The following is a 23,844-nucleotide window of genomic DNA, read 5'->3' as shown; positions in this document are numbered from 1 at the left end:
ATCCCATGGCACGCTATCTCATCGCGGCAACCGCCCTGCCCGGCCACGTCCTGCCGATGCTGGCCATCGCCCAGCACCTCACGGGCCTCGGCCACGAGGTGCGGGTGCACACCGCGAGCCAGTTCAGGGCCCAGGCCGAGGCGACCGGCGCGAGCTTCACGCCCTTCGCGCGCGCCATCGACGGCGACTACCGCGACCTCGACGAACGCTTCCCCGAGCGCCGCCGACTGAACTCGCCGCATGCGCAGCTGTGCTTCGGCCTCAAGCACTTCTTCGCCGACGCGATCGAGGCGCAGCATGCGGGCCTGCGCGCCATCCTCGAGGACTTCGAGGCCGACGCCATCGTGGTCGACACCATGTTCTGCGGCACCTTCCCGCTGCTGCTGGGGCCGCGCGACGAGCGGCCCGCGGTGGTCGCGGTCGGCATCTCGGCGCTGCCGCTGTCGAGCTGCGACACCGCCTTCTTCGGCACCGCGCTGCCGCCGTCCTCCACGCCCGAAGGCCGCGCGCGCAACAAGGCGATGAACGCCAACCTGCAGCAGGCGATGTTCGGCGACGTGCAGCGCCACTTCGACGCCGTGCTGCGGCGTCTCGGCGCCGGCGCGCTGCCGGCCTTCTTCGTCGATGCCATGGTGCGCATGCCCGACCTCTACCTGCAGCTGACGGGCCCGTCCTTCGAATACCCGCGCAGCGACCTGCCGGCATCGGTGCGCTTCGTCGGCCCGCTGCTCGCACCCGCCAGCCGCGACTTCACGCCGCCCGAGTGGTGGGACGAACTCGACGACGGCCGCTCGGTCGTGCTGGTCACGCAGGGCACGCTGGCCAACCAGAATCCCGCGCAGCTGATCGGCCCCACGCTGCAGGCGCTGGCCGGCGATCCGAAGTTGCTCGTGATCGCCACCACCGGCGGCCCGGTGCCGCCGGCCCTGTCGGCCAACCTGCCGGCCAATGCGCGCGTGCTGCCCTTCCTGCCCTACGATCGCCTGCTGCCCAAGCTGCATGCGATGGTCACCAACGGCGGCTACGGCTCGGTCAACCATGCGCTGAGCCTCGGCGTGCCGCTGGTGGTGGCCGGCAGCTCGGAGGAAAAGCCCGAGATCGCCGCGCGCGTGGCCTGGTCGGGCGTGGGAATCAACCTCGGCACCGCGCAGCCGGCGGCGCGGCAGGTCGGCGATGCGGTGCGCAAGCTGCTCGCCACGCCCAGCTACCGCGAACGCGCGAATGCCCTGCGCGAGGAGTTCGCGCGCCACCGCGCGCTGCACGGCATCGCGCAGGCGCTCGAGGCCCTGCCGCGCGTCGAATCCCTCGAAGCGGCCTGAGCGCCAGCCCCTTCGCACCCCATCGAAAGAACCGCCATGACCAACCCCTTCGACGACAAGAACGCCAGCTTCCAGGTGCTGGTCAACGACGAGGGCCAGCATTCGCTGTGGCCCGCCTTCATCGCCGTGCCCGCCGGCTGGCGCGTGGCCCTGCCCACCACCGACCGCGCCGCGTGCAGCGCCTACATCGAGGCGAACTGGCAGGACATGCGGCCGCTCTCGCTGGCGGGACGTTGAGCGCGTCCATCGCATCGGGCCCCCGGCGATGATCTTTTTGTTCCTGCGCAGCCGCAGTGCCGCGGCGGTCCATGTGCGACGGCTGCGGACACTGGGCCCCGAGGCCGCGGGCATGGTCTCGGCCGTGGAGAAGCGCCGCGCCGACAAGCCCCGCCGCCGGAAGGCCGAGGCCGGAAAGAAGCGGCTCGCGGAATAGCGCCTGGACATCTGCGCATAGCATCGGCCTCGCCACAGGATTTCCAAGAGGCCCGCGATGTCCCGCGAATTTTCCGCCCAGCTCAAGAACCCGACCGCGCTCCACTACTTCCGCGAGGTGGCGAAGGCCGGCTCGTTCCGCAAGGCCGCCGAGGTCACGCATGTCGCGGCCTCGGCCATCAACCGGCAGGTGAAGAACCTCGAGGACGAGGTCGAGGCGCCGCTGTTCGAACGCGGCCGCGGCCGCTCGGGGCTCAAGCTCACGGCCGCCGGCGAGATCCTGCTGCTGCACGTGCGCACCATCGCGAACGAGCTCAATGCGGCGAAGACCCAGATCGACGCGCTCAAGGGCCTGGAGCGCGGCAACATCCGCATGGGCGTGAACGAGGGCTTCGCGCGCGAGCTGCTGCGCGAGACGCTGACGCCGTTCAACCAGCGGCATCCGCAGGTCACCTTCGAATTGCTGGTGGCCGCGTCGCCCCGATTGGTGGAGATGGTGATGGCCGACGAGGTCGATCTCATCATCGCCTACAACGTCGCGCCGCATGCGGGCCTGCAGGTGCAGGCCCGCTGCCTCGTGGGCTCCTGCATCATGGTGCCGCGCCAGCATCCGCTGGCCTCGAAGAGCTCGGTGCGGCTGGCCGATTGCGCGCCCTACGGTTTCATCATGCCGCACGAAAGCATGGCGCTGCGCCCGACCATCGACCGCATGTTCGCCAGCGTCGGCATCCAGCCGCGCATCGCGCTCACCACCGACTCCTACGAAATGATGCGCAGCGCGGCCTCGGCGGGACTGGGCATCGCGATCGTGAGCCAGTACCTGCACGGGCTCGATCCCAACTATCCGCATGCGGTGTTCGTGCCGATCCGCGACACGCGCGTGAAGAAGCAGGCGGTGTCGTGCTGCGTGCGCAAGGGACGCCATCTGTCGGTGGCCAGCCTCACGCTGCTCGAGAGCGTGGCCGCGGTGCTGCAGGCCCGCAGCGAACGTTGAACGGGGCCAGCGTGCGGCGCCGAGCCGCGCTTTCAATGCGCTAATAAAGAGAACGCGTATCGACGTTTATTGATCTTGAGTAGAGCGGACCTCGCTCATAGAGTGGCGCTTCCCATCGCGCTGTGTCCATCGAGTTTTTCGATGCAGTGCAGCAAAAAAGCAGGAGCCCACGTGTTCAAAGCCATCCATCTGTCCCGGCCTGAAGGCGGCTTCGCAGCCGCCGAGGTCGAGCTCGACCGGTCCGTCCTGCCGCAGGCCGACGTGACCGTGCGCATCGAGCATTCCTCGCTCAACTACAAGGACGCGCTGGCCATCGCGAACCGCGGTCCCGTGGTGCGCCAGTGGCCGATGATTCCCGGCATCGACGGCGCCGGCGTGGTCGAGGCCAGCGACAGCGAGGAGTTCCGCGTCGGCGACCGCGTGATCCTCAACGGCTGGGGCGTCGGCGAAAACTGGTTCGGCTGCCTCGCGCAGTACGCACGGCTGAAGAGCGACTGGCTGATCCCGATGCCCGACCGGCTCGATTCGCGCTCGGCCATGGCCCTGGGCACCGCCGGCTACACCGCGATGCTCTGCGTGCAGGCCATCGAGCGCCATCACGTGCGGCCCGGCGCGGGCGAGGTGCTGGTGACCGGCGCCGCGGGCGGCGTGGGCAGCATCGCCGTCGCGCTGCTGGCCCACCTCGGCTATCGCGTGGTGGCCTCGACCGGCCGCGCCGCCGAGGCCGACTACCTGAAAGACCTGGGCGCCGCCGAAGTGATCGACCGCGCCGAACTCGCCGCGCCCGGCAAGCCATTGGCGCGCGAACGCTGGGCCGCGGCGGTCGACACGGTCGGCAGCCACACGCTGGCCAATGCCTGCGCGGCCACGCGCTACGGCGGCGTGGTGGCGGCCTGCGGCATGGCGCAGGGGCTGGACTTCCCGGCCTCGGTCGCGCCCTTCATCCTGCGCGGCGTGACCTTGCGCGGCGTGGACTCGGTGATGGCGCCGCGCGCCGAGCGCATCAGCGCCTGGCAGCGGCTGTCGCATGTGCTCGATGCACTGCGGCTCGGCGACATCGCCCACGAGATCGGCCTGTCGCAGGTGATCGCGCATGCGCACAAGCTGATGGCCGGCGAGGTGCGCGGCCGCATCTGCGTCGACGTCAATGCGTCGCACATCGCCGGGAGCCGCGCATGAGCATGAACCTGCAGGCGCTGTTCCGACCCGCCGCCGTCGCGGTGCTGGGCGCCTCGCCGCGCGCCGATGCCATGGGCACCTATGTCGCGCGCAACCTGCGCGACGGCGGCTACGCGGGCGAGATCTACCCGATCCATCCGACGGCCACCGAGGTCGAGGGGATGCACTGCTACCCCGACCTGGCCTCGCTGCCGCGCGTGCCCGATTGCGCCGTGGTCGCGCTGTCGGCCGACAAGGTGATGGGCGCGCTGCGCGATGCCGCGGCCCAGGGCGTGAAGTCGGCGGTGGTGTTCGCGAGCGGCTTCGCCGAACTCGGCGCCGAGGGCGCGGCGCTGCAGCGGCAGTTCGCCGAGCTGCATGCGCAGACCGGCCTGCTGGTGTGCGGCCCCAACTGCCTCGGCCTGATCGATGTGCATGCGCGCACCGCGCTCTACAGCGCGCCGCCGCCCGACCCGCTGCCCGCCGGCGGCGTGGCGGTGGTGTCGCATTCGGGCTCGGCCTGCATCGCGCTCGGCGGCACCGGGCGCCTGGGCCTGAGCCACATGGTCTCGGTCGGCAACGCGGCTGTGCTCGACATCCACGACTACCTCGCCCACTTCTCAGGCGACGCCAAGGTGAAGCTCGCCGCGGTGTTCATGGAGACCGTGCGCGACCCCGAAGGCTTCGCGCGTGCCGCACGGCTGATGCGCGCGGCCGGCAAGCCCATCGTGCTGCTGCGCGTGGGCCGCTCGAGCCAGGGCGCCGCGGCCACGGCCGCGCATACCGGCTCGCTGGCCGGCTCCGACGAGGCCTACCTCGACTTCTTCCGCGGCCTCGGCGTGGTGGTGGCGAACGACATGGACGAGTTCGTCGAGACCTGCGTGCTGTTCGAGAGCGGCGCCAGGGCACCACGGGGCGACGGCGTGGCGGTGCTCAACGTGAGCGGCGGCGAGATCGCGCTCACCTGCGACCTCGGCGAGACCGCCGGCCTGCGCTTCGCCAAGCCGGCCGCGGCCACGCTGCAACGCCTGGCCGAGGTGCTGCCCTCGTTCGCCACGCCGAGCAATCCGCTCGACGTGACCGGCGCAGCGGTGTCCGATGGCAGCCTGTACCGGCAATGCGTCGACATCCTCGCGGCCGATCCCGACGTGGCGGTGCTCGCGATCTCGCAGGACTGCCCGCCGGGCATCGGCGAACGCGCGGCCGGCAACTACCGGCTGATCGCGCAGGCGGCGGCGCAGGCGGCCCAGGCGCTTTCGAAGCCCGTGCTGTTCTACAGCAACGTCGGCGGCGGCATGCATGCAGATGTCGTCGCACCGCTGCACGCGTCGCGCGTCGCGGCATTGCAGGGCGCACGCCCCGCGCTGCAGGCGATCGCGCACTGGCTCGCCTGGCACCGCTGGCAGCCCGAGCCGGCCTTCGAGCCTGCGTTCTCGCAGCCGCAGCCCGCCTGGCGCGACCGCTTCGCGAGCGGCGAGCCGCTGTCGGAAGGCGAGGCCAAGCGCTTCCTCGCCGACCACGGCATCGCGACGACGCGCGAGCGCCTGTGCACCAGCGCCGAGCAGGCGGTCGCCGCCGCGCGCGAGATCGGCCATCCGGTGGTGATGAAGATCGAGTCGCCCGACATCGCCCACAAGACCGAGGCCGGCGGCGTGGCCCTGGGCCTGGCCGACGACGCCGCGGTGCGCGCGGCCTTCGACCGCATCCTGGCCGACGTGAGCCGCCACCAGCCGCAGGCCCGCCTGCGCGGCGTGGCGGTGCAGGAGATGGTGCGCGGCGGCATCGAGATGATCGCCGGCACCTCGCGGCGCGCGCCCTTCGGCCCCGCGCTGGTGGTCGGCACCGGCGGCATCTGGGTCGAGCTGGTGCGCGATTCGGTGCTGGCGCTGGCACCGGTGAGCCCGGCACGCGCGCACCGGATGCTGCGCACGACGCGGGCGGCGGCGCTGCTCGACGGTTTCAGGGGCGCGCCCCCCGCCGACGCCGCGGCCCTCGAGGCCCTGATGGTGCGGCTGTCGGAGATCGCCGCGGCCTATGCGGACCTCGTGGAGGCCATCGAAATCAACCCGGTCGCCGTGCTTGCCGCGGGACAGGGCGTGCGCGTGCTCGACGCCCTGGTCGAGCTGCGCGGACCGACGCTCAACTGAAAGGAAGTACCCATGGACTACCAGGCCATCCAGCTCGCCATCGACGGCAGCATCGCGACGCTCACGCTCAACCGCCCCGAGAAGATGAACGCGCTCGACGACCAGTTGCTGCTCGAGATGCAGCATGCGCTCGACAGCCTCGAGGCGAACCTGGCCGTGCGCGCCCTCATCGTCACCGGCGCGGGCCGCGCCTTCAGCGCGGGCTTCGACCTCAGCCCGCGCGAGGAGCCGTTCACCACCGTGCAGGACTGGCGCGAGCACGTGAAGCTGGGCAACGACACCTGGTCGCGCATCTGGCGCTCGCGGCTGCCGGTGATCGCTGCCGTCAACGGCTTCTGCCTCGGCGGCGCCTGCGATCTCTCGATGGTCTGCGACATCACGCTGGCCGCCGACACCGCGCAGTTCGGCGAGCCCGAGATCCAGTTCAAGTCGGCCCCGCCCTACGCGATCATGCCCTGGGTGCTGGGCATGAAGAAGACCAAGGAGCTGCTGCTGACCGGCGATCGCGTGGACGCGCAGGAGGCGCAGCGCATCGGCCTGGCCAACCGCGTGGTGCCGGCCGACCAGCTGCTGGCCGAGGCCCGGCGGCTGGCGACCAAGCTGTCGATGATTCCGCCGCCCGCGATGCAGCTCAACAAGATGGGGCTGAACCGCGCCTACGAGATGCGCGGCTTCCAGTCCACCATCGACTACGGCGCCGAGGTCTTCACGCTGGTGCTGATGGCGGAATCGGCCGAGGCCGACGAGTTCTTCCAGGTGGCCGGCGCGCAGGGCCTGAAGGCCGCCTTCAAGTGGCGCGACGCGCGCTTCGCGCTCGAAGGCCCGCAGTGAGGCCAGGCCGGGCGCACCTCGAAAGGCACGCACCATGATCGAGATCTCGGGACTCAACAAGCGCTACCTCACGCGCGACGGCGTGGACATCGACGCGCTGAAGGACGTGAACCTCTCGGTGGCCGACGGCGAGTTCGTCACCGTGGTCGGGCCCAGCGGCTGCGGCAAGTCCACCCTGCTCAAGATCCTGGCCGGCACGCTGCGGCGCAGCTCGGGCTCGGTGAAGGCGCGCGACATCCCGCTCGACGGACCGAGCCGCGACGTCGGCGTGGTGCTGCAGGCGCCGGTGCTGCTGCCCTGGCGCACGGTCCTCGAGAACGTGATGGTGCCGATCGAGATCCAGCGCCTGGACCGCAAGGTCTACGAGCCGCGCGCCCGCGCGCTGCTCAAGCTGGTGGGCCTCGAGGGCTTCGAGGGCAAGTACCCGTCCGAGCTCTCGGGCGGCATGCAGCAGCGCGTGGGCATCTCGCGCGGGCTGGTGCACGACCCGGCCTTCGTGCTGATGGACGAGCCCTTCGGCGCGCTCGACGCGATGACGCGCGAGACCATGAACCTCGAGCTGCTGCGCATCTGGAAGGAGAGCGGCAAGACGGTGGTGCTGGTCACGCACAGCATCCCCGAGGCCGTGTTCCTCGCCGACCGCGTGGTCGTGATGTCGCCGCGGCCGGGCCGCATCACCGAGATCCTGCCGATCGACCTGCCGCGCCCGCGGCGGCTCGAGATGATCAATTCGGAACGCTTCGGCGGCTACGTCTCGGCCATCCGCAGGCACTTCCATTCGCTCGGAGCACTCGACGCATGAACACCCGCACCGCTTCCACCGTGCTGCCCGCCGCGCCTTCGGCGCCTCCCGCGCGGCGCATCGCCCGGCCCGAGATCCCGCTGGCCATCGCGCTGTTCGTCGTCGTGGTCGGCGGCTGGGAGCTCGCGGTGCGCGCGCTCGACGTCTCCGCGCTCGTGGTGCCGCCGCCCTCGGCGGTCGCGCTGGCGCTGTGGGGCGGACTGATCTCCAACGCCTTCACCTACCACTTCGGCGTGACCGCCTACGAGACGCTCGCGGGCTTCGCGGTCGGCGCGGGCCTCGGGCTGGTGCTGGGCTCGCTGGTGTCGCAGTTCGTGCTGGTCGAGAAGACGCTCTATCCCTACATCGTCGCGTTCCAGACCATCCCCAAGGTGGCGATCGCGCCGCTGTTCGTGATCTGGTTCGGCTACGGCATGACCTCGAAGGTGATCATCACCGCCACCATCGCCTTCTTTCCGGCACTGGCCAACACCATCGTCGGGCTGCGCGCGGCGCCGGCGGACCAGATCGAGCTGCTGCGGGCCTTCACCGCGACGCGCTGGCAGATCTTCCGCATGGCACGCGTGCCGCATGCGCTGCCCTACATCTTCGCGGGCCTCGACGTGTCGATCGTGCTGTCGGTGATCGGTGCGGTGGTCGGCGAGTTCGTCGGCGCGCAGGCGGGGCTGGGCTACCTGATCCTGCAGCGCACCTTCTCGATGGACACGGCGGGCATGTTCGCCATCCTCATCCTGCTGTCGGCCATGGGCATCGTGCTGCATGCGGTCATGAAGTACGCCCGCAAGCGGGTCGTGTTCTGGCTCGAGACGCAGAAGGACGCCACGCTCGGCGCCTGAGCCCCGGTTTCCCTTCGCACTTCACCCTGGAGTTCTCATGACCACTCGCATCCTCGCCGGCGGCCTGCGCGCCCTCCTGCTGCTGCTCCTGGCCTGCGCGCTGCACGCATCGGCCCAGAGCGCCAAGCCCCTGAAGAAGGTCACGCTGGCCGTCGGCGGCGTGAGCGTGCTCAACGCGGCCTATCCCTGGCTCATGATGCCGCTGGCGCTCGGCTACTGGCGCGACGAGGGCTACGACGTCGAGGTGGTGGCCACGCCCGGCTCGCTGCAGACGGTCCAGCAGCTGGCCGCGGGCAGCATCGCGCTGTCGCAGATGAGCGCGGGCGCCCTGATCCAGGCCAACGTGATGAACAACCTGCCGATCCGCGCGATCAGCGTGAACAACGTGCTCGACTGGGCCGTGGGCGTGCAGGCCGACGGCCCGGTCGCGAAGGTGGCCGACCTCAAGGGCAAGAACATCGGCATCGTGAGCCTGGCCAGTGGCGGCCTGCCGATGCTGAAGGCGCTGCTGCGCGCCGGCGGCCTCGATCCCGACAAGGACGTGACCATCGTCGCCGTGGGCACCGGCGCGCCCGCGCTGGAGGCGCTGCGCGCCAACCGGGTGCAGGGGCTGATGTTCTGGCACACGGCGCTGGTGGGCTTCGAGAATGCCGGCGGCCGGCTTCGCTACCTGTCGGACCCCGCCTGGGAGACCTTCGCCGACTTCAGCCTCGCGACCACGCAGCGCATCATCGACAGCGACCCGGCGATGGTCGAGGCCATCGCGCGCGGCGTGGCCAAGGCCAGCCTGTTCACCGCCACCAATCCGCAGTGCGCGCGCCAGCTGCACTGGAAGCGCTTCCCGCAGAGCAAGCCCACCGGCGCCGACGAGGCCACGCTGGCGCGCAACGACGATCGGCTGGTGGCGGCGGTGGTCGGGTCGATGGACAAGGCACGGCGGCTCGACGGCGGCCAGGCCTGGGGCCGCGTCGATGCGGCCGGCTTCCAGCGCATGCAGGACTTCCTGTTCGACAACAAGGTGATCGACCGGAAGGTGGCGCCCGAGACCTTCGTGATCCGCACGCCCGGCTTCGCCGAGCGCGTGGACCGCTACGACCACGAAGCGGTGATCCGCCAGGCCAAGGCCTGTGCCATCTCCTGAGACGAAGGAGCGCGAACGATGATCCCGATGCATGGTGCCTATGCGGCGGACGCCGCGGGACCGAAGCGCTCGCAGGCCGAGATCGCGGTGCGCTGCGACCTCGCGGCCGCCTACCGGCTGATCGCGCTGCACGGCCTGGACGACAGCATCTACACGCACATCTCCGCGCGCGTGCCCGATGCCGAGAACCAGTTCCTGATCAATCCCTTCGGCCTGCTGTTTCGTGACGTCACGGCCGGCTCGCTGGTGAAGATCGACCTCGAGGGCCGCCAGCTCGAGGACTCGCCGCACGACGTGAACCCCGCGGGCTTCACCATCCACAGCGCGATCCATGCGGCGCGCCACGATGCCGCCTGCGTGCTGCACACCCACACGGTGGCCGGCGTGGCGGTGTCGACGCTCGAGGAAGGGCTGCTGCCGCTCAACCAGTGGTCGCTGCTGTTCCACCAGCGCGTGGCGTATCACGACTTCGAGGGCATCGCGCTCGACCTCGACGAACGCGAGCGCCTGGTGGCCGACCTCGGTGCCAGCGCCAAGGTGCTGATCCTGCGCAACCACGGCCTGCTGACCGTGGGGCGCAGCGTGGCGGACGCGGTGCTGACCATGCTCGCGCTCGAGAAGGCTTGCCGGGCGCAGATCGCGGTGCTGTCGACCGGGCGGCCCGTGCGCGAGATCCCCGAAGCCATCCGGCAGAAGACGCTGCGGCAGCTCGAGAGCGGCGACGGCAACCGCATGAAGGGGCAGACCGATCCCGACCAGCGGGCCTGGCACGCCATGCTGCAGCGGCTGGCGCCGGCCAGATGACATTTTTGTAATCGAAATGTGCGATCCAGGTCGATGGCCTGGCGCCACAGTCCGCTCCAGAGCAGTGCCGGTCGTCACTGCAAGACCCTCGGCGCCGCAGCCGGCGCCGCCAGAACCTGGAGCTTTTCATGCATCGCAGAACCCTCATGGGCCGCATCGCGGCCATCGCCCTCGCCGGCGTCTTCTCCGCGGCCGCCGCCAGTGCGCAGACGGCGCCTTCGGCGCCGGTCGCCGTCCACAACGTGGTGCTGGTGCACGGCCTCTATGCCGACGGCTCGAGCTGGGGCAAGGTGATTCCGCTGCTGCAGGCCCAGGGCCTGCACGTGACCTCGGTGCAGAACCCGCTGAGCGGCTTCCAGGACGACGTCGACGCGGTCAAACGCGTGCTGGCGCAGCAGGACGGCCCCACGCTGCTGGTCGGCCATTCGTACGCCGGCATGGTGATCAGCGAGGCGGGCACCGACCCGCACGTGGCGGGCCTGGTCTACATCGCGGCGCGCGCGCCCGATGCCGGCGAGGACTACCCGGCTCTCACGCGCAAGTTCGCCGCCGCGCCCGCCGGTGCCGGCCTGCAGTGGGACACCAACGGCTGGGGTTCGCTGAGCCAACCGGCCTTCGTGAAGGACTTCGCGGGCGACCTGCCGCCGGCCGAGGCACTGGCCTACTACGCGGTGCAGCAACCGTTCGCGCGCGCCATCACCACCGCCAAAACCACGGCGGCGGCCTGGCACGACAAGCCGACCTGGTATGCCGTCTCGCGCCAGGACCGCACCATCGATCCCGAGCTGCAGCGCTTCATGGCCCAGCGCATGAAGGCCAGCACGGTCGAGCTCGACGCCAGCCACGTGTCGCTGCTGTCGCAGCCCCAGGCGGTGGCCGACCTGATCGTGAAGGCGGCGCAGGGCCGGCGCTGAACGCGCGGCCCGGCGATAGACTGCGGAACCGCCGCGCCGGTCGAGCCGCCGGCGGCGGCCCCGGAAGGACACAACATGCGCGTGCTCGTCGTCGAAGATCATCCCAAGCTGGCGGACTACCTGCGCAAGGGACTCACCGAGAACGGCTACGTCGTCGACGTCGCGGCCGACGGCATCGATGGCCGCCATCTCGCGGTCAACGGCGAATACGACATCGTGGTGCTCGACGTGATGCTGCCCGGCCTCGACGGCTTCGCGGTGCTCAAGGCGATCCGGGCCACCAAGGACGTGGCGGTACTCATGCTGACGGCGCGCGACCAGGTCGAGGACCGCGTGCGCGGCCTGCAGGATGGCGCCGACGACTACCTGGTCAAGCCCTTCGCGTTCTCGGAGCTGCTGGCGCGCCTGACCGCGCTGCGCCGACGCGGCGTGCGCTCGGGCGGCACCTCGGAACCCACCGTGCTGACCCTGGGCGAGCTGCAGCTGGACCTCGCGCGGCGCAAGGCCTCGCGCGGCGGCCAGGCGCTCGAGCTGACCAACAAGGAGTTCCTGATCCTGGCGCTGCTGATGCGGCGCCGCGGCGAGGTGCTGTCGCGCACCGTGATCGCCGAGCAGGTGTGGGACATGAACTTCGACAGCGACACCAACGTGGTCGAGGTGGCGGTGCGCCGCCTGCGCGCCAAGCTCGACGATCCCTTCGAGACCCCGATGCTGCGCACCGTGCGCGGCATGGGCTACGTGCTGGAGTCCGCGTGAAGGCACCGCGGGTGCGCTTCGGGTCGATCTCGGCGCGCCTGGTGCTGATGCTGGCGGTGGTCGCGGTCGCGGTGTTCGCGGCCACCGGCTACCTGCTGCACAAGGCGCTCGAGCAGGTGCTGATCGCCGACGAGCGCTCGGACCTCAGCGGCAAGACCGAGGTGGTGCAGCACTTCATCGACGAGGTGCGCACGCCGGCCGACCTGCCGATGCTGCGACGCCATCTCGCGGCCACCAGCGTGGGGGGGCGCTACCGCTGGAACGTGTGGCTGATCGCGCGTGACGGCGAGATGCTCTACGGCGCCGAGCCGATGCCGCCCACGCTGCGCGGCGAAGGCAACAAGGTCTGGCTGCAGCGGCAGGACGGCGTGGTGCTGCGCGGCGCGCACTACCGGCTCGACGAGCACGCCATCTTTCCGGGTGCGCAGGTGCTGATCGGCATGGACCCGCGGCCGCGCGCCGAGATGCTCGACCGCTACGACAACTACGGCCTGCTGGTCGGCGCGCTCGGCGTGCTGTGCACCGTGGCGCTCGGCGCCATCGCCACGCGGCGCGGTCTGCGCGCGCTCGCGGACCTGTCGCGCGAGGCCTCGGTGATACGCCCCGGCGGGCTGTCGCAGCGGCTGACCCTGCCGGCAGACAGCACCGAGCTGCTGCCTCTGGCCCAGCGCTTCAACGAGGTGCTGGCGCGCATGGAGGACGCGTGGACCCAGCTCGAGGGCTTCAATGCCGACGTGGCGCACGAGCTGCGCACGCCGCTGGCCATCATGATCAACGGCGCCGAGCTCGCGCTCGCGCGCGACCGGCCCCAGGACGAGATGCGCGAGGTGCTCGAGTCGCACCTCGAGGAGCTGCGCACGCTGGGCTCGATGGTCAACGACATGCTGTTCCTCGCGCGCGCCGACCGCGGCGACGCGGCCGAGGACTTGCGCGAGCTCTCGCTGGGCGAGCAGGCGCGGCAGGTCGGCGAGTTCGTCGAGGTCTTCCTCGAGGAGAAGCGCCAGCGGCTAGAGATCGAGGGCGATGCCTCGGTGCCGGTCAACCGCGTGCTGCTGCGCCGCGCGCTCGTGAACCTGCTGACGAACGCATCGCGGCATGCGCCGCAGGAGGCCGTGATCGGCCTGCGCATCGAGGCGCTGCCGGAGGGCGCGCGCATCACGGTCGCCAACCCCGGCGATGCGATTCCGGAAGAGATGCGGCAGCACATGTTCGAGCGCTTCTGGCGCGGCGACAGCTCGCGACCCCGGACGGGCGAGCGCTTCGGGCTCGGGCTGGCGATCGTGCGCGCCATTGCGCGCATGCATGGAGGCGAGACCTTCGTGCAGGGCGCGGCGGGGCGTACCGAGATCGGCTTCACGCTGCAGCGCCAGACGGCCGCATCGCCCGAGCAAGGCGCCCGCGCGAGACCACAGGCTCGATAAAATTCACGGCACGCCAGCGTTGCGCACGCGAAGGCGAGGAGCTCGACCATGGTTCATTCTTCCGGCCCATCGATGGCGGCGCTCGGTTCCGAACTCGATCGCCTCGCCCCCGCTCTCATGGCCGACTGGAAAGTGCCCGGCGCCGCGCTCGCCGTCGTCCAGGACGGCCAGGTCGTACTCACCAGAGCCTACGGACAGCGCGACCTCGAGTCGGGCCTGCCCGTGACCGCCGCGACCCGCTTCCTGATCTGCTCGATCACCAAGTCCTTCACCGCGACCGCCCTCGCGCTCCTGCACCACGAGGGCCGCCTCGACTGGACGCGGCCGGTGCGCGACTACCTGCCCGAGTTCCGCCTGCACGACCCGGTCGCCACCGAACGCATCACGGTGCGCGACCTGCTCACGCACCACAGCGGCCTGCCGGCGCACGACTGGATGTACCTCCCCGGCGACCGCTCGCCGGCCCGGATGATGGCCGACATGCGGCATCTCGAGCCCAACCTCGACATCCGCACCGCCCACCAGTACAGCAACCTCGGCTACAACGTGCTCGGGCTGCTGATCGAACGCGTCGGCGACACCACGTACGAAGCGTTCATCCGCGCGCGGCTGGGCGACAGGCTCGGAATGACGCTCGGTTTCACGCTCGACGAGCTCGAGGCTTCGCCCGAGCCGGCGCGGCCCTACATGGTGCGCGAGGACGTGCGGCGACCCGCGCCCCGCCTTCCGTTCCGGCCCGTCGCCGCGGGCGGGATCAGCACCTCGGTCGCCGAGCTCGCGCGTTGGATGCGCCTGCATCTGGGCAGGGGCGAGATCGATGGCGTGCGCCTGCTGCCGGCCGCGCTCGTCGACCTGCTGCATGCACCGCACGTCCACTGCCCGAACTCGGCCGGCGGCGAGTTCGGCGAAGCGCACTACGGCTTCGGCTTTCGCTGCCACAGCTACCGGGGCGATCGGCTGGTCTTTCATGGCGGCGGCCTGCCCGGCTGGGGCGCGCTGATGACCCTGGTGCCGGACGCCGGCATCGGCATCGCCGTGCTGACCAACCGCAGCCCGAACGAGGGCGTGGCCAGGCCCCTGACCTGGCATGTCATCGACCGGTTGCGCGGCCGCGAACCGATCGACTGGCGCGACCGCGGCCGCGTGCAGCGCGAACAGTCGCTGGCCTGGATGCAGGCCCATCAGGCGGAGCAGGCGCGGACGCGCCACCCGGGCACCCGACCGGCCCACGCGCTCGAAGCCTATGCCGGCCACTACCTGCACCCGGCCTATGGCCTCATGACGATCGAGGCGCGCGACGCAACGCTGCACTGGTCATGGCGCGGCCTGTCCGCCGCTTTGCGCCACCGCCACCACGAAACCTTCGAGCTGCCCGCGGCGCTGCACCCGCTGCTGCCCGACGGGCTGCCCCTGAGCTTCCTGACCGATCGCGACGCGAACATCGCCAGCCTCTGCGTGCCGTTCGAGCCGTTGGTGAAGGACATCGTGTTCGTGCGCACGGAACACGCCTGAGGGTTGCGCCCGGCCCGCCCGGGCGTTTACTTGGTTTCGGGGATTCCCCGCATCGACCGGCCTGCCTACGCTTGCCGCGATGTCCAGGCGAGTTCCTCGGCCGCTCACCGGGACCGGCGAAATGCCGCGCTTCTTCACCAGAGAAAAGCGGGCCCGCGTTTCGCACCATCGCACAGGCCGATTGCAGAGCAGGAGGAGCAATTCCATGACCGACATGCATCTATCGCCCGACATCGTCGCCAACGCGTCCTTGGCCCCGAGCGCGGCCGTCGACAGCGGCGAGATCAAGATCACTTTCGTCAACTACTCGAAGTTCGAGCTGCGGCGCGACGTCACCGGCTACACCAAGGACTTCGCGCTCGGCAGCGTGACCTCTTCGCCAGGGCCGGTGCTCAAGGCCCGTTCGGGCATGGAGACGCTCGACATCTGCCAGATCGCGTTCTCGTGGATCGCCGACGGCGCCAACAACGCCTACGTCACCTGGTACAGCCCCGAGATCCCGGTGCGCTTCGGCGTGCGGATCGTCGCGCCGGTGCAGGTCTTCGGCATGGGCAAGCGTCCGTACTGGGACGTGTGCTGGGACAACAACCCGGGCCGGGATCCGCAATGGGCGCGCTCGGGGTCGGATCCGTCGGACCCCAGGACCTTCTTCGCCGACGGGCACGTCGGCGGCCTCGCGGCCATCGGCCGCGCGCAGTCGTGGCACACGGCGCTCGACCTGACCGTGACCATCAGCGACTACACGGGAGGCAAGCCATGAACGACCTGCTGATTCTCGAGATCGGGCAAGGACGATGGGTCGCGCGGGTCGCGAACACCGACATCGAGTACGCCTTCAAGTACCTCGTGGAAGAACCCGACCTCAGCAGCCTCTGCGTCCAGTCGCTCGCCCTGGCCATGCAGTCAGGGCGCCAGTAGGTGATCGACAGCATCGCGGGCAACGGCATCTTCGATCTTCCCGCCGGCACACCGCCCGAGACCGTGGTCGCCGAGCTGTTCGACGCGACTGCGGCCCTGCGCTACGAGGGGGCCGCGATCTTCGTGGCAGAAACCGTTCTGGCCGACGAGCTGGAGCAGGCTGGAATCAAGCTGCTCGCGGTCGTGCCCTAAGTCTTAGTCCGCTCCCGGCATGCGCAGCACGATCTTCCCGACGTGTGCGCCGGCCTCCATGCGCGCCTTGGCCGCCGGCAGCTCGGCGAACGCCACCACCTGGTCGATGCGCGGCCGGATGCGGCCGGCCGCGAACAGCGGCAGCACCTCGGCGACGAAACGCGGCACGCCCGAGGCGCGCTGGGCCTTGGTGCGCAGCTTGTTCGAGACGCCGAACAGCGTGAGCCTCCGCGCATGCAGGGCCTCGAGGTCGAGCTCGGCATGCAGCACGCCGTCGACATGGCCCACGGTCGCGTGCCGCCCCTCGAAGGCCATCGCGCGCAGGTTCTCGGCGAACACCGAGCCGCCGACCGTGTTGACGACGAGGTTCGCGCCCTTGTCCTCGGTGGCTTGCAGCACGGCCGGCGCGAAATCGGCGGCGCGGGTGGGCAGCGCGACATCGAGCCCCAGCGGCGCGAGGGCCGCGAGCTTGTCGGCCGAGCCCGAGGTGCCGATGACGCGCGCGCCGAGCGCCTTGCCCAGTTGCAGCGACGCCACCCCGACGCCCGAGGACACGCCGTTGACCAGCAGCCATTCGCCGGGCTGCAGCCGGCCCTGCAGCACCAGCATGTCGAACGCGACCAGGAAGGCCAGCGGAATGCTCGCGGCCTCTTCCCACGACAGTGCCTGCGGCACGGCCATGGCCTCGGCCGCTTCCATCAGCGCGTACTCCGCGAAGGCCCCGGCGCAGCGGCCCATCACGCGATCGCCGACTTGAAATCCACTAACGGCATTTCCAACATCGACCACCCTGCCTGCACCCTCCCCGCCGGCCGGGCGCCAGGCACCCGAAGCGCCGTGGCTCGCCAGGAACTCGCCGCGGTTGAGCGATGCCGCATGCAGGCGCACCAGCAACTGCCCCGGGCCCGCGGTGGGCACCGGCACCTCGCGTTGCTCGAGCACGCCGCCCGCCTCGCTCATCCGCATCCAGAAGGACTGCATGGTGGCCACTTCGGTCATCGAGAGATTTCCCTTCAGGCACTCAGGTTGCGCAGCACGGCCTGCGTGAACGCCACCGTGTTGCCGCTGCCGCGGATGTCGCCGGTGCGCGCCGAACGATCGGCCAGCGCGGCCGTGGTGGCGCGCGACATCGATGTTGCCATGCGCACCGCGCCCTCGTTGCCGCGGCTGTGGCCCAGCCAGTCGAACAGCATGCGCGTCGACTCGATCATCGCGTAGGGATTGGCGATGCCCTGGCCCGCGATGTCGGGCGCCGAGCCGTGCGTGGCCTGCGCCATCGCGATGTCGCCGTCGCCGATGCACAGCCCCGGCGCCATGCCGAGGCCGCCGACCAGGCCGGCCGCCTCGTCCGAGAGGATGTCGCCGAACATGTTGGTCGTGACCACCACATCGAAGCTCTGCGGGTCGCGCACCAGCCGCATCGCGAAGGTGTCGACGATCACGTCGTCGACGCGCACGTCGGGGTACTCCTCGGCGAGCTTCCTGCACTCCTCGACGAACATGCCGCAGCCGAGCTTGAACACGGTGTCCTTGTGCACATAGGTCAGATGCTTGCGGCGCTGGCGCGCGAGTTCGAAGGCCGCGCGCGCCACGCGCCGGCTGCCGGTGCGGGTGATCACGCGCACCGAGAGCGTGACCTCGTCGTTGGGCCGGAACTCGCCCGAGCCCGCGACCATGTTGCGGTCGGGCTGGAAGCCCTCGTTGTTCTCGCGCACGATCACCAGGTCGACGCCGTCGTGCAGGCAGCCGATGTCCGGGTACGAGCGCGTGGGCCGCACGTTGGCGAACAGGTTGAAGGTCTTGCGCAGGATCGGATGCGGGTTGATCGCGTTCGGTCCCTTGGGATAGCCGCGGTGGCCGATGGGCCCGAGGAGCCAGCCGTCGAGCGTGCGCAGGGTCTCGAGCGTGCCCGGCGGCAGGGTGTGGCCGTGGGTCTGGAGCGCGCGTGCGCCGATCGGCAGCGGATGCCAGTCGATGGCCACGCCGTGCAGCTCGGCGGCCGCGCGCGCGATGTCGACCGAGGCGGGCACGATCTCGTGGCCGATGTCGTCGCCGTCGAGGATGCCGATGCGAAGTGCCGGAATGCTTTGGTTCGTCATGCGTGCCTCCTGTTCAAGCCGAAGGCGCGGTCAGTGCGGTCAGCGTGCGCAGGTCGGGCAGCGCGGCCAGCGTGCGGCACACCTCGGTGATCCGGCCCGAACGCTCCGCGCCGAGCAGCGGCACCGCGAGCGCGTCGAACTTGGCCTCGAGCTGCGCATCGGAGAGCGGGTTGTGCATCGAGCCGATCGCATGATCGACCTGCACCTCGACGCGCCGGCCGTCGCGCAGCAGCGCGCTCACGTGCACCGACTCCTCCGCGATGCCGTCGTCGACCACCGCCTGCACCCGGTTGCGCAGCGCAACCACGCGCGGGTCGTTGACCATCGCATCCGAGAACTCCTCCTCGCCCGCGCGGCCATGGATCAGGCCCACGGCGCAGCCGTGGTAGACGCTGAACTTGCCCTGCAGGCCATCCTTCGGCTCCTTCTTGCCCGTGAGCTCGAGCACCAGCGAATGCACGCGCAGCTCGATGCGCTCCACGTCCTCGGGCGCGATGCCCTGCGCGCGCAGCCGCACGCAGGCGTCGATGCTCGGATGGATCACGATGCCGCAGGCGAAGGGCTTGTAGGTGTTGAAGGAGATCTCGAAACGCTCGCCGAGCTCGTCGGTGACCTCGTGCCAGGCCCGCTTGTCGGAAGCCACCTGCACGAAACCGCGCGGCGCCTCGAGCGCGCGTTCGCTGGCCGTGAAGCCCTGGCTCGCGAGCAGCGCCGACATCAGGCCCGCGCGCGCCGCGGCGCCCGGATGGAAGGGCTTGGTCATGGTGCCGAACTGCTCGCGCAGGCCCACGGGCTGCGAGGCCGCGATGCCGATCGCCATCGCCGTGCGGTGTTCGTCCAGCCCCAGCAGCCGCGCGCAACCCGCGGCCGCGCCGAGCATGCCGGTCGAGCCCGTGATGTGCCAGCCGCGGTCGTAGTGGTCAGGGTACATGGTGTTGCCGATGCGGCAGGCCACGTCGATACCGAGCACCAGCGCGTCGATCAGCTGGCGGCCCGAGGCCCCGCGGTGCTCGCCGAGTGCGAGCAGCGCCGAGGCGACCGGGCCGGCCGGATGGATGATGGTCTTCAGGTGCGTGTCGTCGAAATCGAAGGTGTGCGAGGTGATGCCGTTGAGCAGTGCCGCGCTCGCCATGTCGACCTTGTCGGCGCGGCCCGGCACGCTGGCCTGCGGCGCCGGCTCGAGCATGCGCACGGCGGCGATCGCGGCCTCGGCCGCCTCGTGGCGCGCGGCGCCGATGGCGCAGCCGAGCCAGTTGTAGAAGGTGCGGTGCGCCTCGCGCTCGACCGCGTCGCTCCAGCCGCGCGAGGGATGCGTGGCGACGAAGCGGGCCAGGATGGCGGTGACGGGAGGGGCCGAGGTGTCGGCGGAAACGTGCGTGTTGCGGGCCACTGGAGTTCTTGCTGGTTGCGTTGAGAAAAGGAAAGGGAGCCGGCCGGGCCTACTCGTCGAGCTGGATGTTCCGGGCCTTGGCGAGCGCGGTCCAGCGCGCGATCTCCGAGCCGATGTACTTGCCGAACTGGTCCGGCGTCATCGGCCAGGGCTCGACGGCCTCGCTGGCGAGCTTCTCGGCCAGGTCGGGCGCCTTGAGCACCGCGACCTGGGTCTCGTTGAGGCGGCGCACCACGTCGGCCGGCATGCCGGCCGGGCCGACCGAGCCGTACCACTGCATCGCGTCGAAGCCCTTGAAGCCGACCTCGTCCATGGTCGGCACGTCCTTGAGCTGCGCGCTGCGCTTGCTGCCGGTGACGGCCAGCGCGCGCATGCGACCCGAGCGCAGGTGCGGCAGCGCCGCCGCGAGCCCCGGGAACATGGCCTGGGTCTGGCCGCCGAGCACGTCGTTGATGGCCGGCGCGATGCCGCGGTACGGCACGTGCACCATGACCGCGCCGGTCTCCTGCTTGAACAGTTCCATCGTCATGTGCGTGAGCGAGCCCGCGCCGGCCGAGCCGTAGCTCACCTTGCCGGGGTTGCGCTTCACGTAGTCGACGAACTCGGCCACCGTCTTCGCGGGCACGTCGGCATTGATGGCCAGCACGTTGGGCGTGGCGCCGATCATGCCGATCGGCGTGAAGTCCTTGATCGCGTTGTAGCTCACGCGGCGCGTCGCGGGCGTGGTGCCGTGGGTCGCCACATAGCCCTGCATCAGCGTGTAGCCATCGGCCGCGGCGCGCGCCGTGTTCTGGCAGGCCACGACGCCGCCGCCGCCGCTCTGGTTGTCGATCACGAAGGGCTGGCCCAGCGCGCGGCCCCAGCGTTCGGCGACCACGCGGGCGATCATGTCGTTGCCGCCGCCGGCGGCGACCGGCACGATGTAGCGGATCGGCTTGCTCGGAAAGTCCTGCGCGATCGCGAAGCGGGGCATCACGATGGCGGCCGAGGCCGCGGAAGCGGTCAGCAGCAGTTGGCGGCGTTGCATGTCGGTGTCTCCTTGTTCTGCCGCGCATCTTCTGCCTGGGCGTCATTGCAGTAAATTGCAAGTTTTTGGGGGTTTATTGCATGAACTGCATGAGTGAGCTGAAATGCTGAAGCCCTCGCTGGCCGACCTGCGCGCCTTCGTCACCGTGGGCGAGCTGCAGAGCTTCGCCGCGGCGGCGCGCACCCTGCACCTGTCGCAGCCCGCGCTGTCGCGGCGCATCTCGCACCTCGAGGAGCTGCTGGGCGTGCGCCTGTTCGACCGCACCACGCGCAGCGTCGAGCTCACCCTGCTGGGCCGGCGCTTCCTCGGCCAGATCCGCGGCCTGGTCGACGACCTCGATCGCTCGGTGCTGAGCCTGCGCGACGCGGCCGAGCTCGAGGCCGGCGACGTCACCATCGGCTGCGTGCTGTCGACCGTGCACCACTTCATGCCGCCCGTGATCCAGGCCTTCCGCGCACGCCATCCGCATGTGCTGGTGCGCATCATCGAGGAGGGTGCCGACGAGGTGCTCGCCAGCGTGAAGCAGGGCGAGGCCGATTTCGCGCTCAACTACATCGGCATGCAGGACCCCGAGGTGGAGTTCACGCCGCTGCTCAAGGAACCCTATGTGCTCGCCTGCCCCGCGGACCACCCGCTGGCGCGGCGCAAGTCCGTGGGCTGGGAGGAACTCGCGCAGTACCCGCATGCGCGCGTCTCGCAGGCCAGCCGCAACCGCCTGTTCATCGACCAGGCCCTGGCCGAGCTGCCGCCGCTGCCGCGCCCGGTGTGCGAGGTGCGCCACGTCTCCACGCTGATCGGCATGGTCGAGAACGGCCTCGGCGTGGCCGTGGTGCCGCAGCTCACGCTGCCGCGCAAGCCGGCCGCGGTGGTCGGCGTGCGGCTCGAGCGGCCCGAGATCGGGCGCACCATCGGCGTGATCCGGCGTGCGGGGCGCAGCCTGTCGCCGGCGGCGGCGGCGTTTCTCGAAATGCTCGCGCTGGCGAGTCGCTCGAGCGTCAAGCCGGCCAGGCCGGCGAAGGCTCCGACATCGACACGCGCGCGCCGGCCTTGAGCCAGCGCCTGGCATTCACCGAATCGGCGCAAAATGGATACTTCTGGCTGCTCCCGCCACCTCTTCGCCTCAGACTCCGTCTGAGCTTTTCATGAACGTCCACCATCGAAACAACATCCGGATGCAGGGTTCGGGACCGGCGACACTCGTCTTCGCCCATGGATTCGGGTGCGACCAGAACATGTGGCGGCTCATGGCGCCACGGTTCGCGGACCGCTACAAGGTGGTGACCTTCGACCTGGTGGGCGCGGGCCAATCGGACCTCGATGCCTACGATGGCGCGAAGTATTCGAGCCTCGAGGGTTATGCCGACGACCTGCTCGAGGTCGTCCGCGACGTGGCCGTGGGGCCGGCGATCTTCGTGGGCCATTCGGTCAGCGGCATGATCGGGGTGCTCGCCGAACTGAAGTCGCCCGGCACCTTCGCGGCGAACGTGATGATCGGCCCTTCGCCGTGCTACATCGACGACGGCGACTACGTGGGCGGCTTCGCGCGCGAGGACATCGACTCGCTGCTGGACACGCTCGACAGCAACTACCTCGGCTGGGCGAGCAGCATGGCGCCCGCCATCATGGGCGTGCCCGAACGCCCGGAACTCGGTGAAGAGCTTTCGGCGAGCTTCTGCCGCACCGATCCCGACATCGCCAAGCAGTTCGCCAGGGTCACCTTCCTGTCCGACAACCGCGAAGACCTGGCGAAGCTGCGCACGCCCACGCTCATCATCCAGTCGTCCGAGGACCTGATCGCGCCACCGGTCGTCGGCCGCTACGTCCACGAGGTCGTGCCCCACAGCACCTTGCGCGTCGTCGAGAACGTCGGCCATTGCCCTCACCTGAGCGCGCCCGATGCGTGCTGCGATGCGATCGAGGCCTTCCTCGATGCGCTGCCGCGGGCCCGAGCCGGATGACGCAGGCCATCCCCGACCTCGCCGGCCTCTTCGACGAGGCACCGTGCGGCTTGATCGTGACCAGGCTCGACGGCACGATCGTCAAGGCCAACGGCACGTTCTGCGACTGGATCGGCATCCCTCGCGACGAGCTCGTCGGCGCGAAGCGATTGCAGGAGCTCTTCACGATGGGCGGCCGGATCTTCCATCAGACGCATTGGGCGCCTTCGCTGCAGATGCAGGGATCGCTGGCCGAGGTGAAGTTCGACCTGCGCCATCGCGACGGACGAACGATCCCCATGATCCTCAACGCCCGCCGGCGCCAACGACCCGAAGGCGAGTTCGACGAGATCGCGGCCTTCGTCGCCGAGGACCGCAACCGCTACGAGCGCGAATTGATGGGCGCCAGACGCAAGGCCGATGCGCTGCTCGAAGCCGAGCGCGAAACACGCAGCCTGATGCGCGACCGGGCGCTGTTCGCCGAGCAGATGGTCGGCATCGTGAGCCATGACCTGCGCAACCCGCTGTCGGCCATTCTCATGGGGGTTCAGATGCTCGAGCGCGTGGACGGCGAACGCCGCACCCGCATCCTGGGGCATGTGCGCAATTCGGCCGAGCGGGCGCAGCGGCTGATCGAGGAGCTGCTCGACTTCACCCAGGCGCGCGTGGGCCAGGGGCTCACGGTCAACCGCCGGGCGGTCGACCTGCACGAGGTGGTCGACGGCGCGCTGTCGGAGCTGCGGCTGGCCTATCCGGGCCGCACGATCGAGTTCGCGTCCGAAGGCGACAGCGCCTGCGTGGCGGACGCCGACCGGCTGGCGCAGCTGATCGGCAACCTCGTGAGCAATGCGGCCGCCTACGGCCAGGTCGACACGCCCGTGTTCGTCCGTTCGAGCGTGGCCGGCGCCACGGCCGAGATCGTGGTGCGCAATCTCGGCGCGCCCATTTCCGAGGCGGTGCTGGCCGACATGTTCGAACCCATGGTCCGCGGCGAGACCGGCAGCAACACCGTGCGCAGCGTCGGGCTGGGCCTCTTCATCGTCCGCGAGATCGCGCGCGCCCACGGCGGCGACATGAGCGTGACGTCGACGGTGGCCGATGGCACTTCGTTCGGCCTGCGCTTTCCCGCGCATGCCGAGGGCCTGCCTTCATAGCACCGGGGATGTCTTTGCTCATGAACGCTGGCAAGCCACCGTGCACCGGCCCCCGGGACG

Annotated in this window: 25 protein-coding genes; 21 read left to right on the top strand and 4 right to left on the bottom strand. The window is 70.3% G+C overall.

Features of this window, described 5'->3' with window-relative positions; translation table 11 throughout:
* The first annotated feature begins 5 nt into the window (after positions 1-5).
* From BM109_RS37985 to BM109_RS37910, 18 genes are all read left to right on the top strand, one after another.
* Positions 6-1,319, top strand: coding sequence for a glycosyltransferase (locus tag BM109_RS37985; protein WP_093354981.1), 1,314 nt, complete (start codon positions 6-8; stop codon positions 1,317-1,319).
* A 36-nt stretch (positions 1,320-1,355) separates the two neighbouring features.
* Entirely contained in the window at positions 1,356-1,556 is a 201-nt protein-coding gene (locus tag BM109_RS37980; protein WP_057591017.1) for an MbtH family protein, read from the top strand.
* Between the two features lie 28 nt (positions 1,557-1,584).
* Positions 1,585-1,752, top strand: a complete 168-nt coding sequence (locus BM109_RS41430; RefSeq protein WP_177239573.1) for a hypothetical protein — start codon at positions 1,585-1,587, stop codon at positions 1,750-1,752.
* A 57-nt stretch (positions 1,753-1,809) separates the two neighbouring features.
* A complete protein-coding gene (locus tag BM109_RS37975) occupies positions 1,810-2,745 on the top strand; it encodes a LysR family transcriptional regulator (protein WP_093354979.1) in 936 nt (311 codons plus the stop codon).
* 171 nt (positions 2,746-2,916) lie between these two features.
* Positions 2,917-3,924 carry an acrylyl-CoA reductase (NADPH) gene (locus BM109_RS37970; protein ID WP_093354976.1) on the top strand — a complete coding sequence of 336 codons (1,008 nt, stop codon included), beginning with the start codon at positions 2,917-2,919 and terminating at the stop codon, positions 3,922-3,924.
* A complete protein-coding gene (locus tag BM109_RS37965) occupies positions 3,921-6,050 on the top strand; it encodes an acetate--CoA ligase family protein (RefSeq protein WP_256223051.1) in 2,130 nt (709 codons plus the stop codon). Before BM109_RS37970 ends, BM109_RS37965 begins: the two co-directional genes overlap by 4 nt.
* Before the next feature lie 12 nt (positions 6,051-6,062).
* On the top strand, positions 6,063-6,881 hold the full coding sequence (locus BM109_RS37960) for an enoyl-CoA hydratase/isomerase family protein (protein ID WP_093354973.1): 819 nt from the start codon (positions 6,063-6,065) through the stop codon (positions 6,879-6,881).
* A 34-nt stretch (positions 6,882-6,915) separates the two neighbouring features.
* Positions 6,916-7,683 carry an ABC transporter ATP-binding protein gene (locus BM109_RS37955; protein ID WP_093354968.1) on the top strand — a complete coding sequence of 256 codons (768 nt, stop codon included), beginning with the start codon at positions 6,916-6,918 and terminating at the stop codon, positions 7,681-7,683.
* Entirely contained in the window at positions 7,680-8,519 is an 840-nt protein-coding gene (locus BM109_RS37950; RefSeq protein WP_093354965.1) for an ABC transporter permease, read from the top strand. The genes BM109_RS37955 and BM109_RS37950 overlap by 4 nt, the downstream gene beginning before the upstream one ends.
* Before the next feature lie 37 nt (positions 8,520-8,556).
* Positions 8,557-9,660: an ABC transporter substrate-binding protein gene (locus BM109_RS37945; RefSeq protein WP_093354963.1), complete on the top strand. Its 1,104-nt coding sequence runs from the start codon at positions 8,557-8,559 to the stop codon at positions 9,658-9,660.
* Between the two features lie 18 nt (positions 9,661-9,678).
* Entirely contained in the window at positions 9,679-10,464 is a 786-nt protein-coding gene (locus BM109_RS37940; RefSeq protein WP_371269444.1) for a class II aldolase/adducin family protein, read from the top strand.
* 128 nt (positions 10,465-10,592) lie between these two features.
* Complete coding sequence (locus BM109_RS37935) at positions 10,593-11,378, top strand: alpha/beta fold hydrolase (protein WP_093354959.1); 786 nt, start codon at positions 10,593-10,595, stop codon at positions 11,376-11,378.
* Positions 11,379-11,453: 75 nt separating this feature from the next.
* Positions 11,454-12,134, top strand: a complete 681-nt coding sequence (locus BM109_RS37930) for a heavy metal response regulator transcription factor (protein ID WP_093354956.1) — start codon at positions 11,454-11,456, stop codon at positions 12,132-12,134.
* Positions 12,131-13,555 carry a heavy metal sensor histidine kinase gene (locus BM109_RS37925; RefSeq protein ID WP_093354954.1) on the top strand — a complete coding sequence of 475 codons (1,425 nt, stop codon included), beginning with the start codon at positions 12,131-12,133 and terminating at the stop codon, positions 13,553-13,555. The genes BM109_RS37930 and BM109_RS37925 overlap by 4 nt, the downstream gene beginning before the upstream one ends.
* A gap of 48 nt (positions 13,556-13,603) precedes the next feature.
* Positions 13,604-15,067, top strand: a complete 1,464-nt coding sequence (locus BM109_RS37920; RefSeq protein WP_093354950.1) for a serine hydrolase — start codon at positions 13,604-13,606, stop codon at positions 15,065-15,067.
* Positions 15,068-15,272: 205 nt separating this feature from the next.
* Positions 15,273-15,827 (top strand): hypothetical protein, encoded by a 555-nt coding sequence (locus tag BM109_RS37915; RefSeq protein ID WP_093354946.1) that lies wholly within the window; start codon positions 15,273-15,275, stop codon positions 15,825-15,827.
* The gene (locus BM109_RS41425) at positions 15,824-15,985 is read left to right on the top strand and encodes a hypothetical protein (RefSeq protein WP_177239572.1); all 162 of its coding nucleotides are present in this window, start codon (positions 15,824-15,826) and stop codon (positions 15,983-15,985) included. The genes BM109_RS37915 and BM109_RS41425 overlap by 4 nt, the downstream gene beginning before the upstream one ends.
* Positions 15,986-16,177, top strand: coding sequence for a hypothetical protein (locus BM109_RS37910; protein ID WP_093354942.1), 192 nt, complete (start codon positions 15,986-15,988; stop codon positions 16,175-16,177).
* Between the two features lie 3 nt (positions 16,178-16,180).
* Here BM109_RS37910 and BM109_RS37905 read toward each other — a convergent pair whose 3' ends face one another.
* The 4 genes from BM109_RS37905 to BM109_RS37890 are packed head-to-tail and all read right to left on the bottom strand — an operon-like array spanning position 16,181 to position 20,693.
* Positions 16,181-17,176: a quinone oxidoreductase family protein gene (locus tag BM109_RS37905; RefSeq protein WP_256223050.1), complete on the bottom strand. Its 996-nt coding sequence runs from the start codon at positions 17,174-17,176 to the stop codon at positions 16,181-16,183.
* A gap of 14 nt (positions 17,177-17,190) precedes the next feature.
* Entirely contained in the window at positions 17,191-18,276 is a 1,086-nt protein-coding gene (locus tag BM109_RS37900; RefSeq protein ID WP_093354938.1) for an isocitrate/isopropylmalate dehydrogenase family protein, read from the bottom strand.
* 13 nt (positions 18,277-18,289) lie between these two features.
* Positions 18,290-19,666, bottom strand: coding sequence for an MmgE/PrpD family protein (locus BM109_RS37895; protein ID WP_093354935.1), 1,377 nt, complete (start codon positions 19,664-19,666; stop codon positions 18,290-18,292).
* 49 nt (positions 19,667-19,715) lie between these two features.
* Complete coding sequence (locus tag BM109_RS37890) at positions 19,716-20,693, bottom strand: Bug family tripartite tricarboxylate transporter substrate binding protein (protein ID WP_093354933.1); 978 nt, start codon at positions 20,691-20,693, stop codon at positions 19,716-19,718.
* Between the two features lie 103 nt (positions 20,694-20,796).
* Here BM109_RS37890 and BM109_RS37885 point away from each other — a divergent pair, with 103 nt between their 5' ends.
* The 3 genes from BM109_RS37885 to BM109_RS37875 all read left to right on the top strand — a co-directional run bounded on the left by BM109_RS37885 (position 20,797) and on the right by BM109_RS37875 (position 23,784).
* Positions 20,797-21,744, top strand: coding sequence for a LysR family transcriptional regulator (locus BM109_RS37885; protein WP_093354930.1), 948 nt, complete (start codon positions 20,797-20,799; stop codon positions 21,742-21,744).
* A gap of 91 nt (positions 21,745-21,835) precedes the next feature.
* Positions 21,836-22,651, top strand: a complete 816-nt coding sequence (locus BM109_RS37880; RefSeq protein WP_093354928.1) for an alpha/beta fold hydrolase — start codon at positions 21,836-21,838, stop codon at positions 22,649-22,651.
* Positions 22,648-23,784 (top strand): PAS domain-containing sensor histidine kinase, encoded by a 1,137-nt coding sequence (locus BM109_RS37875; RefSeq protein WP_093354925.1) that lies wholly within the window; start codon positions 22,648-22,650, stop codon positions 23,782-23,784. The genes BM109_RS37880 and BM109_RS37875 overlap by 4 nt, the downstream gene beginning before the upstream one ends.
* Positions 23,785-23,844: the final 60 nt, after the last annotated feature.

The organism is Variovorax sp. PDC80 (assembly GCF_900115375.1).
In the GTDB taxonomy this organism is placed as follows: Bacteria; Pseudomonadota; Gammaproteobacteria; order Burkholderiales; family Burkholderiaceae_C; genus Variovorax.
Note: the sequence above shows the minus strand (reverse complement) of the source record. Positions and strands in the feature narration are given on the sequence as shown.

What these genes read in the sequence shown, in the direction of transcription:
- BM109_RS37985 (WP_093354981.1), top strand. Translation starts at nt 6, where the DNA reads ATGGCACGCTATCTCATCGCGGCAACCGCCCTGCCCGGCCACGTCCTG.
- BM109_RS41430 (WP_177239573.1), top strand. Translation starts at nt 1,585, where the DNA reads ATGATCTTTTTGTTCCTGCGCAGCCGCAGTGCCGCGGCGGTCCATGTG.
- BM109_RS37940 (WP_371269444.1), top strand. Translation starts at nt 9,679, where the DNA reads ATGATCCCGATGCATGGTGCCTATGCGGCGGACGCCGCGGGACCGAAG.
- BM109_RS37915 (WP_093354946.1), top strand. Translation starts at nt 15,273, where the DNA reads ATGACCGACATGCATCTATCGCCCGACATCGTCGCCAACGCGTCCTTG.
- BM109_RS37900 (WP_093354938.1), bottom strand. Translation starts at nt 18,276, where the DNA reads ATGACGAACCAAAGCATTCCGGCACTTCGCATCGGCATCCTCGACGGC.
- BM109_RS37960 (WP_093354973.1), top strand. Translation starts at nt 6,063, where the DNA reads ATGGACTACCAGGCCATCCAGCTCGCCATCGACGGCAGCATCGCGACG.
- BM109_RS37920 (WP_093354950.1), top strand. Translation starts at nt 13,604, where the DNA reads ATGGTTCATTCTTCCGGCCCATCGATGGCGGCGCTCGGTTCCGAACTC.
- BM109_RS37885 (WP_093354930.1), top strand. Translation starts at nt 20,797, where the DNA reads ATGCTGAAGCCCTCGCTGGCCGACCTGCGCGCCTTCGTCACCGTGGGC.
- BM109_RS37945 (WP_093354963.1), top strand. Translation starts at nt 8,557, where the DNA reads ATGACCACTCGCATCCTCGCCGGCGGCCTGCGCGCCCTCCTGCTGCTG.
- BM109_RS37905 (WP_256223050.1), bottom strand. Translation starts at nt 17,176, where the DNA reads ATGACCGAAGTGGCCACCATGCAGTCCTTCTGGATGCGGATGAGCGAG.
- BM109_RS37890 (WP_093354933.1), bottom strand. Translation starts at nt 20,693, where the DNA reads ATGCAACGCCGCCAACTGCTGCTGACCGCTTCCGCGGCCTCGGCCGCC.
- BM109_RS37955 (WP_093354968.1), top strand. Translation starts at nt 6,916, where the DNA reads ATGATCGAGATCTCGGGACTCAACAAGCGCTACCTCACGCGCGACGGC.
- BM109_RS37965 (WP_256223051.1), top strand. Translation starts at nt 3,921, where the DNA reads ATGAGCATGAACCTGCAGGCGCTGTTCCGACCCGCCGCCGTCGCGGTG.
- BM109_RS37875 (WP_093354925.1), top strand. Translation starts at nt 22,648, where the DNA reads ATGACGCAGGCCATCCCCGACCTCGCCGGCCTCTTCGACGAGGCACCG.
- BM109_RS37980 (WP_057591017.1), top strand. Translation starts at nt 1,356, where the DNA reads ATGACCAACCCCTTCGACGACAAGAACGCCAGCTTCCAGGTGCTGGTC.
- BM109_RS37935 (WP_093354959.1), top strand. Translation starts at nt 10,593, where the DNA reads ATGCATCGCAGAACCCTCATGGGCCGCATCGCGGCCATCGCCCTCGCC.
- BM109_RS37930 (WP_093354956.1), top strand. Translation starts at nt 11,454, where the DNA reads ATGCGCGTGCTCGTCGTCGAAGATCATCCCAAGCTGGCGGACTACCTG.
- BM109_RS41425 (WP_177239572.1), top strand. Translation starts at nt 15,824, where the DNA reads ATGAACGACCTGCTGATTCTCGAGATCGGGCAAGGACGATGGGTCGCG.
- BM109_RS37950 (WP_093354965.1), top strand. Translation starts at nt 7,680, where the DNA reads ATGAACACCCGCACCGCTTCCACCGTGCTGCCCGCCGCGCCTTCGGCG.
- BM109_RS37880 (WP_093354928.1), top strand. Translation starts at nt 21,836, where the DNA reads ATGAACGTCCACCATCGAAACAACATCCGGATGCAGGGTTCGGGACCG.
- BM109_RS37975 (WP_093354979.1), top strand. Translation starts at nt 1,810, where the DNA reads ATGTCCCGCGAATTTTCCGCCCAGCTCAAGAACCCGACCGCGCTCCAC.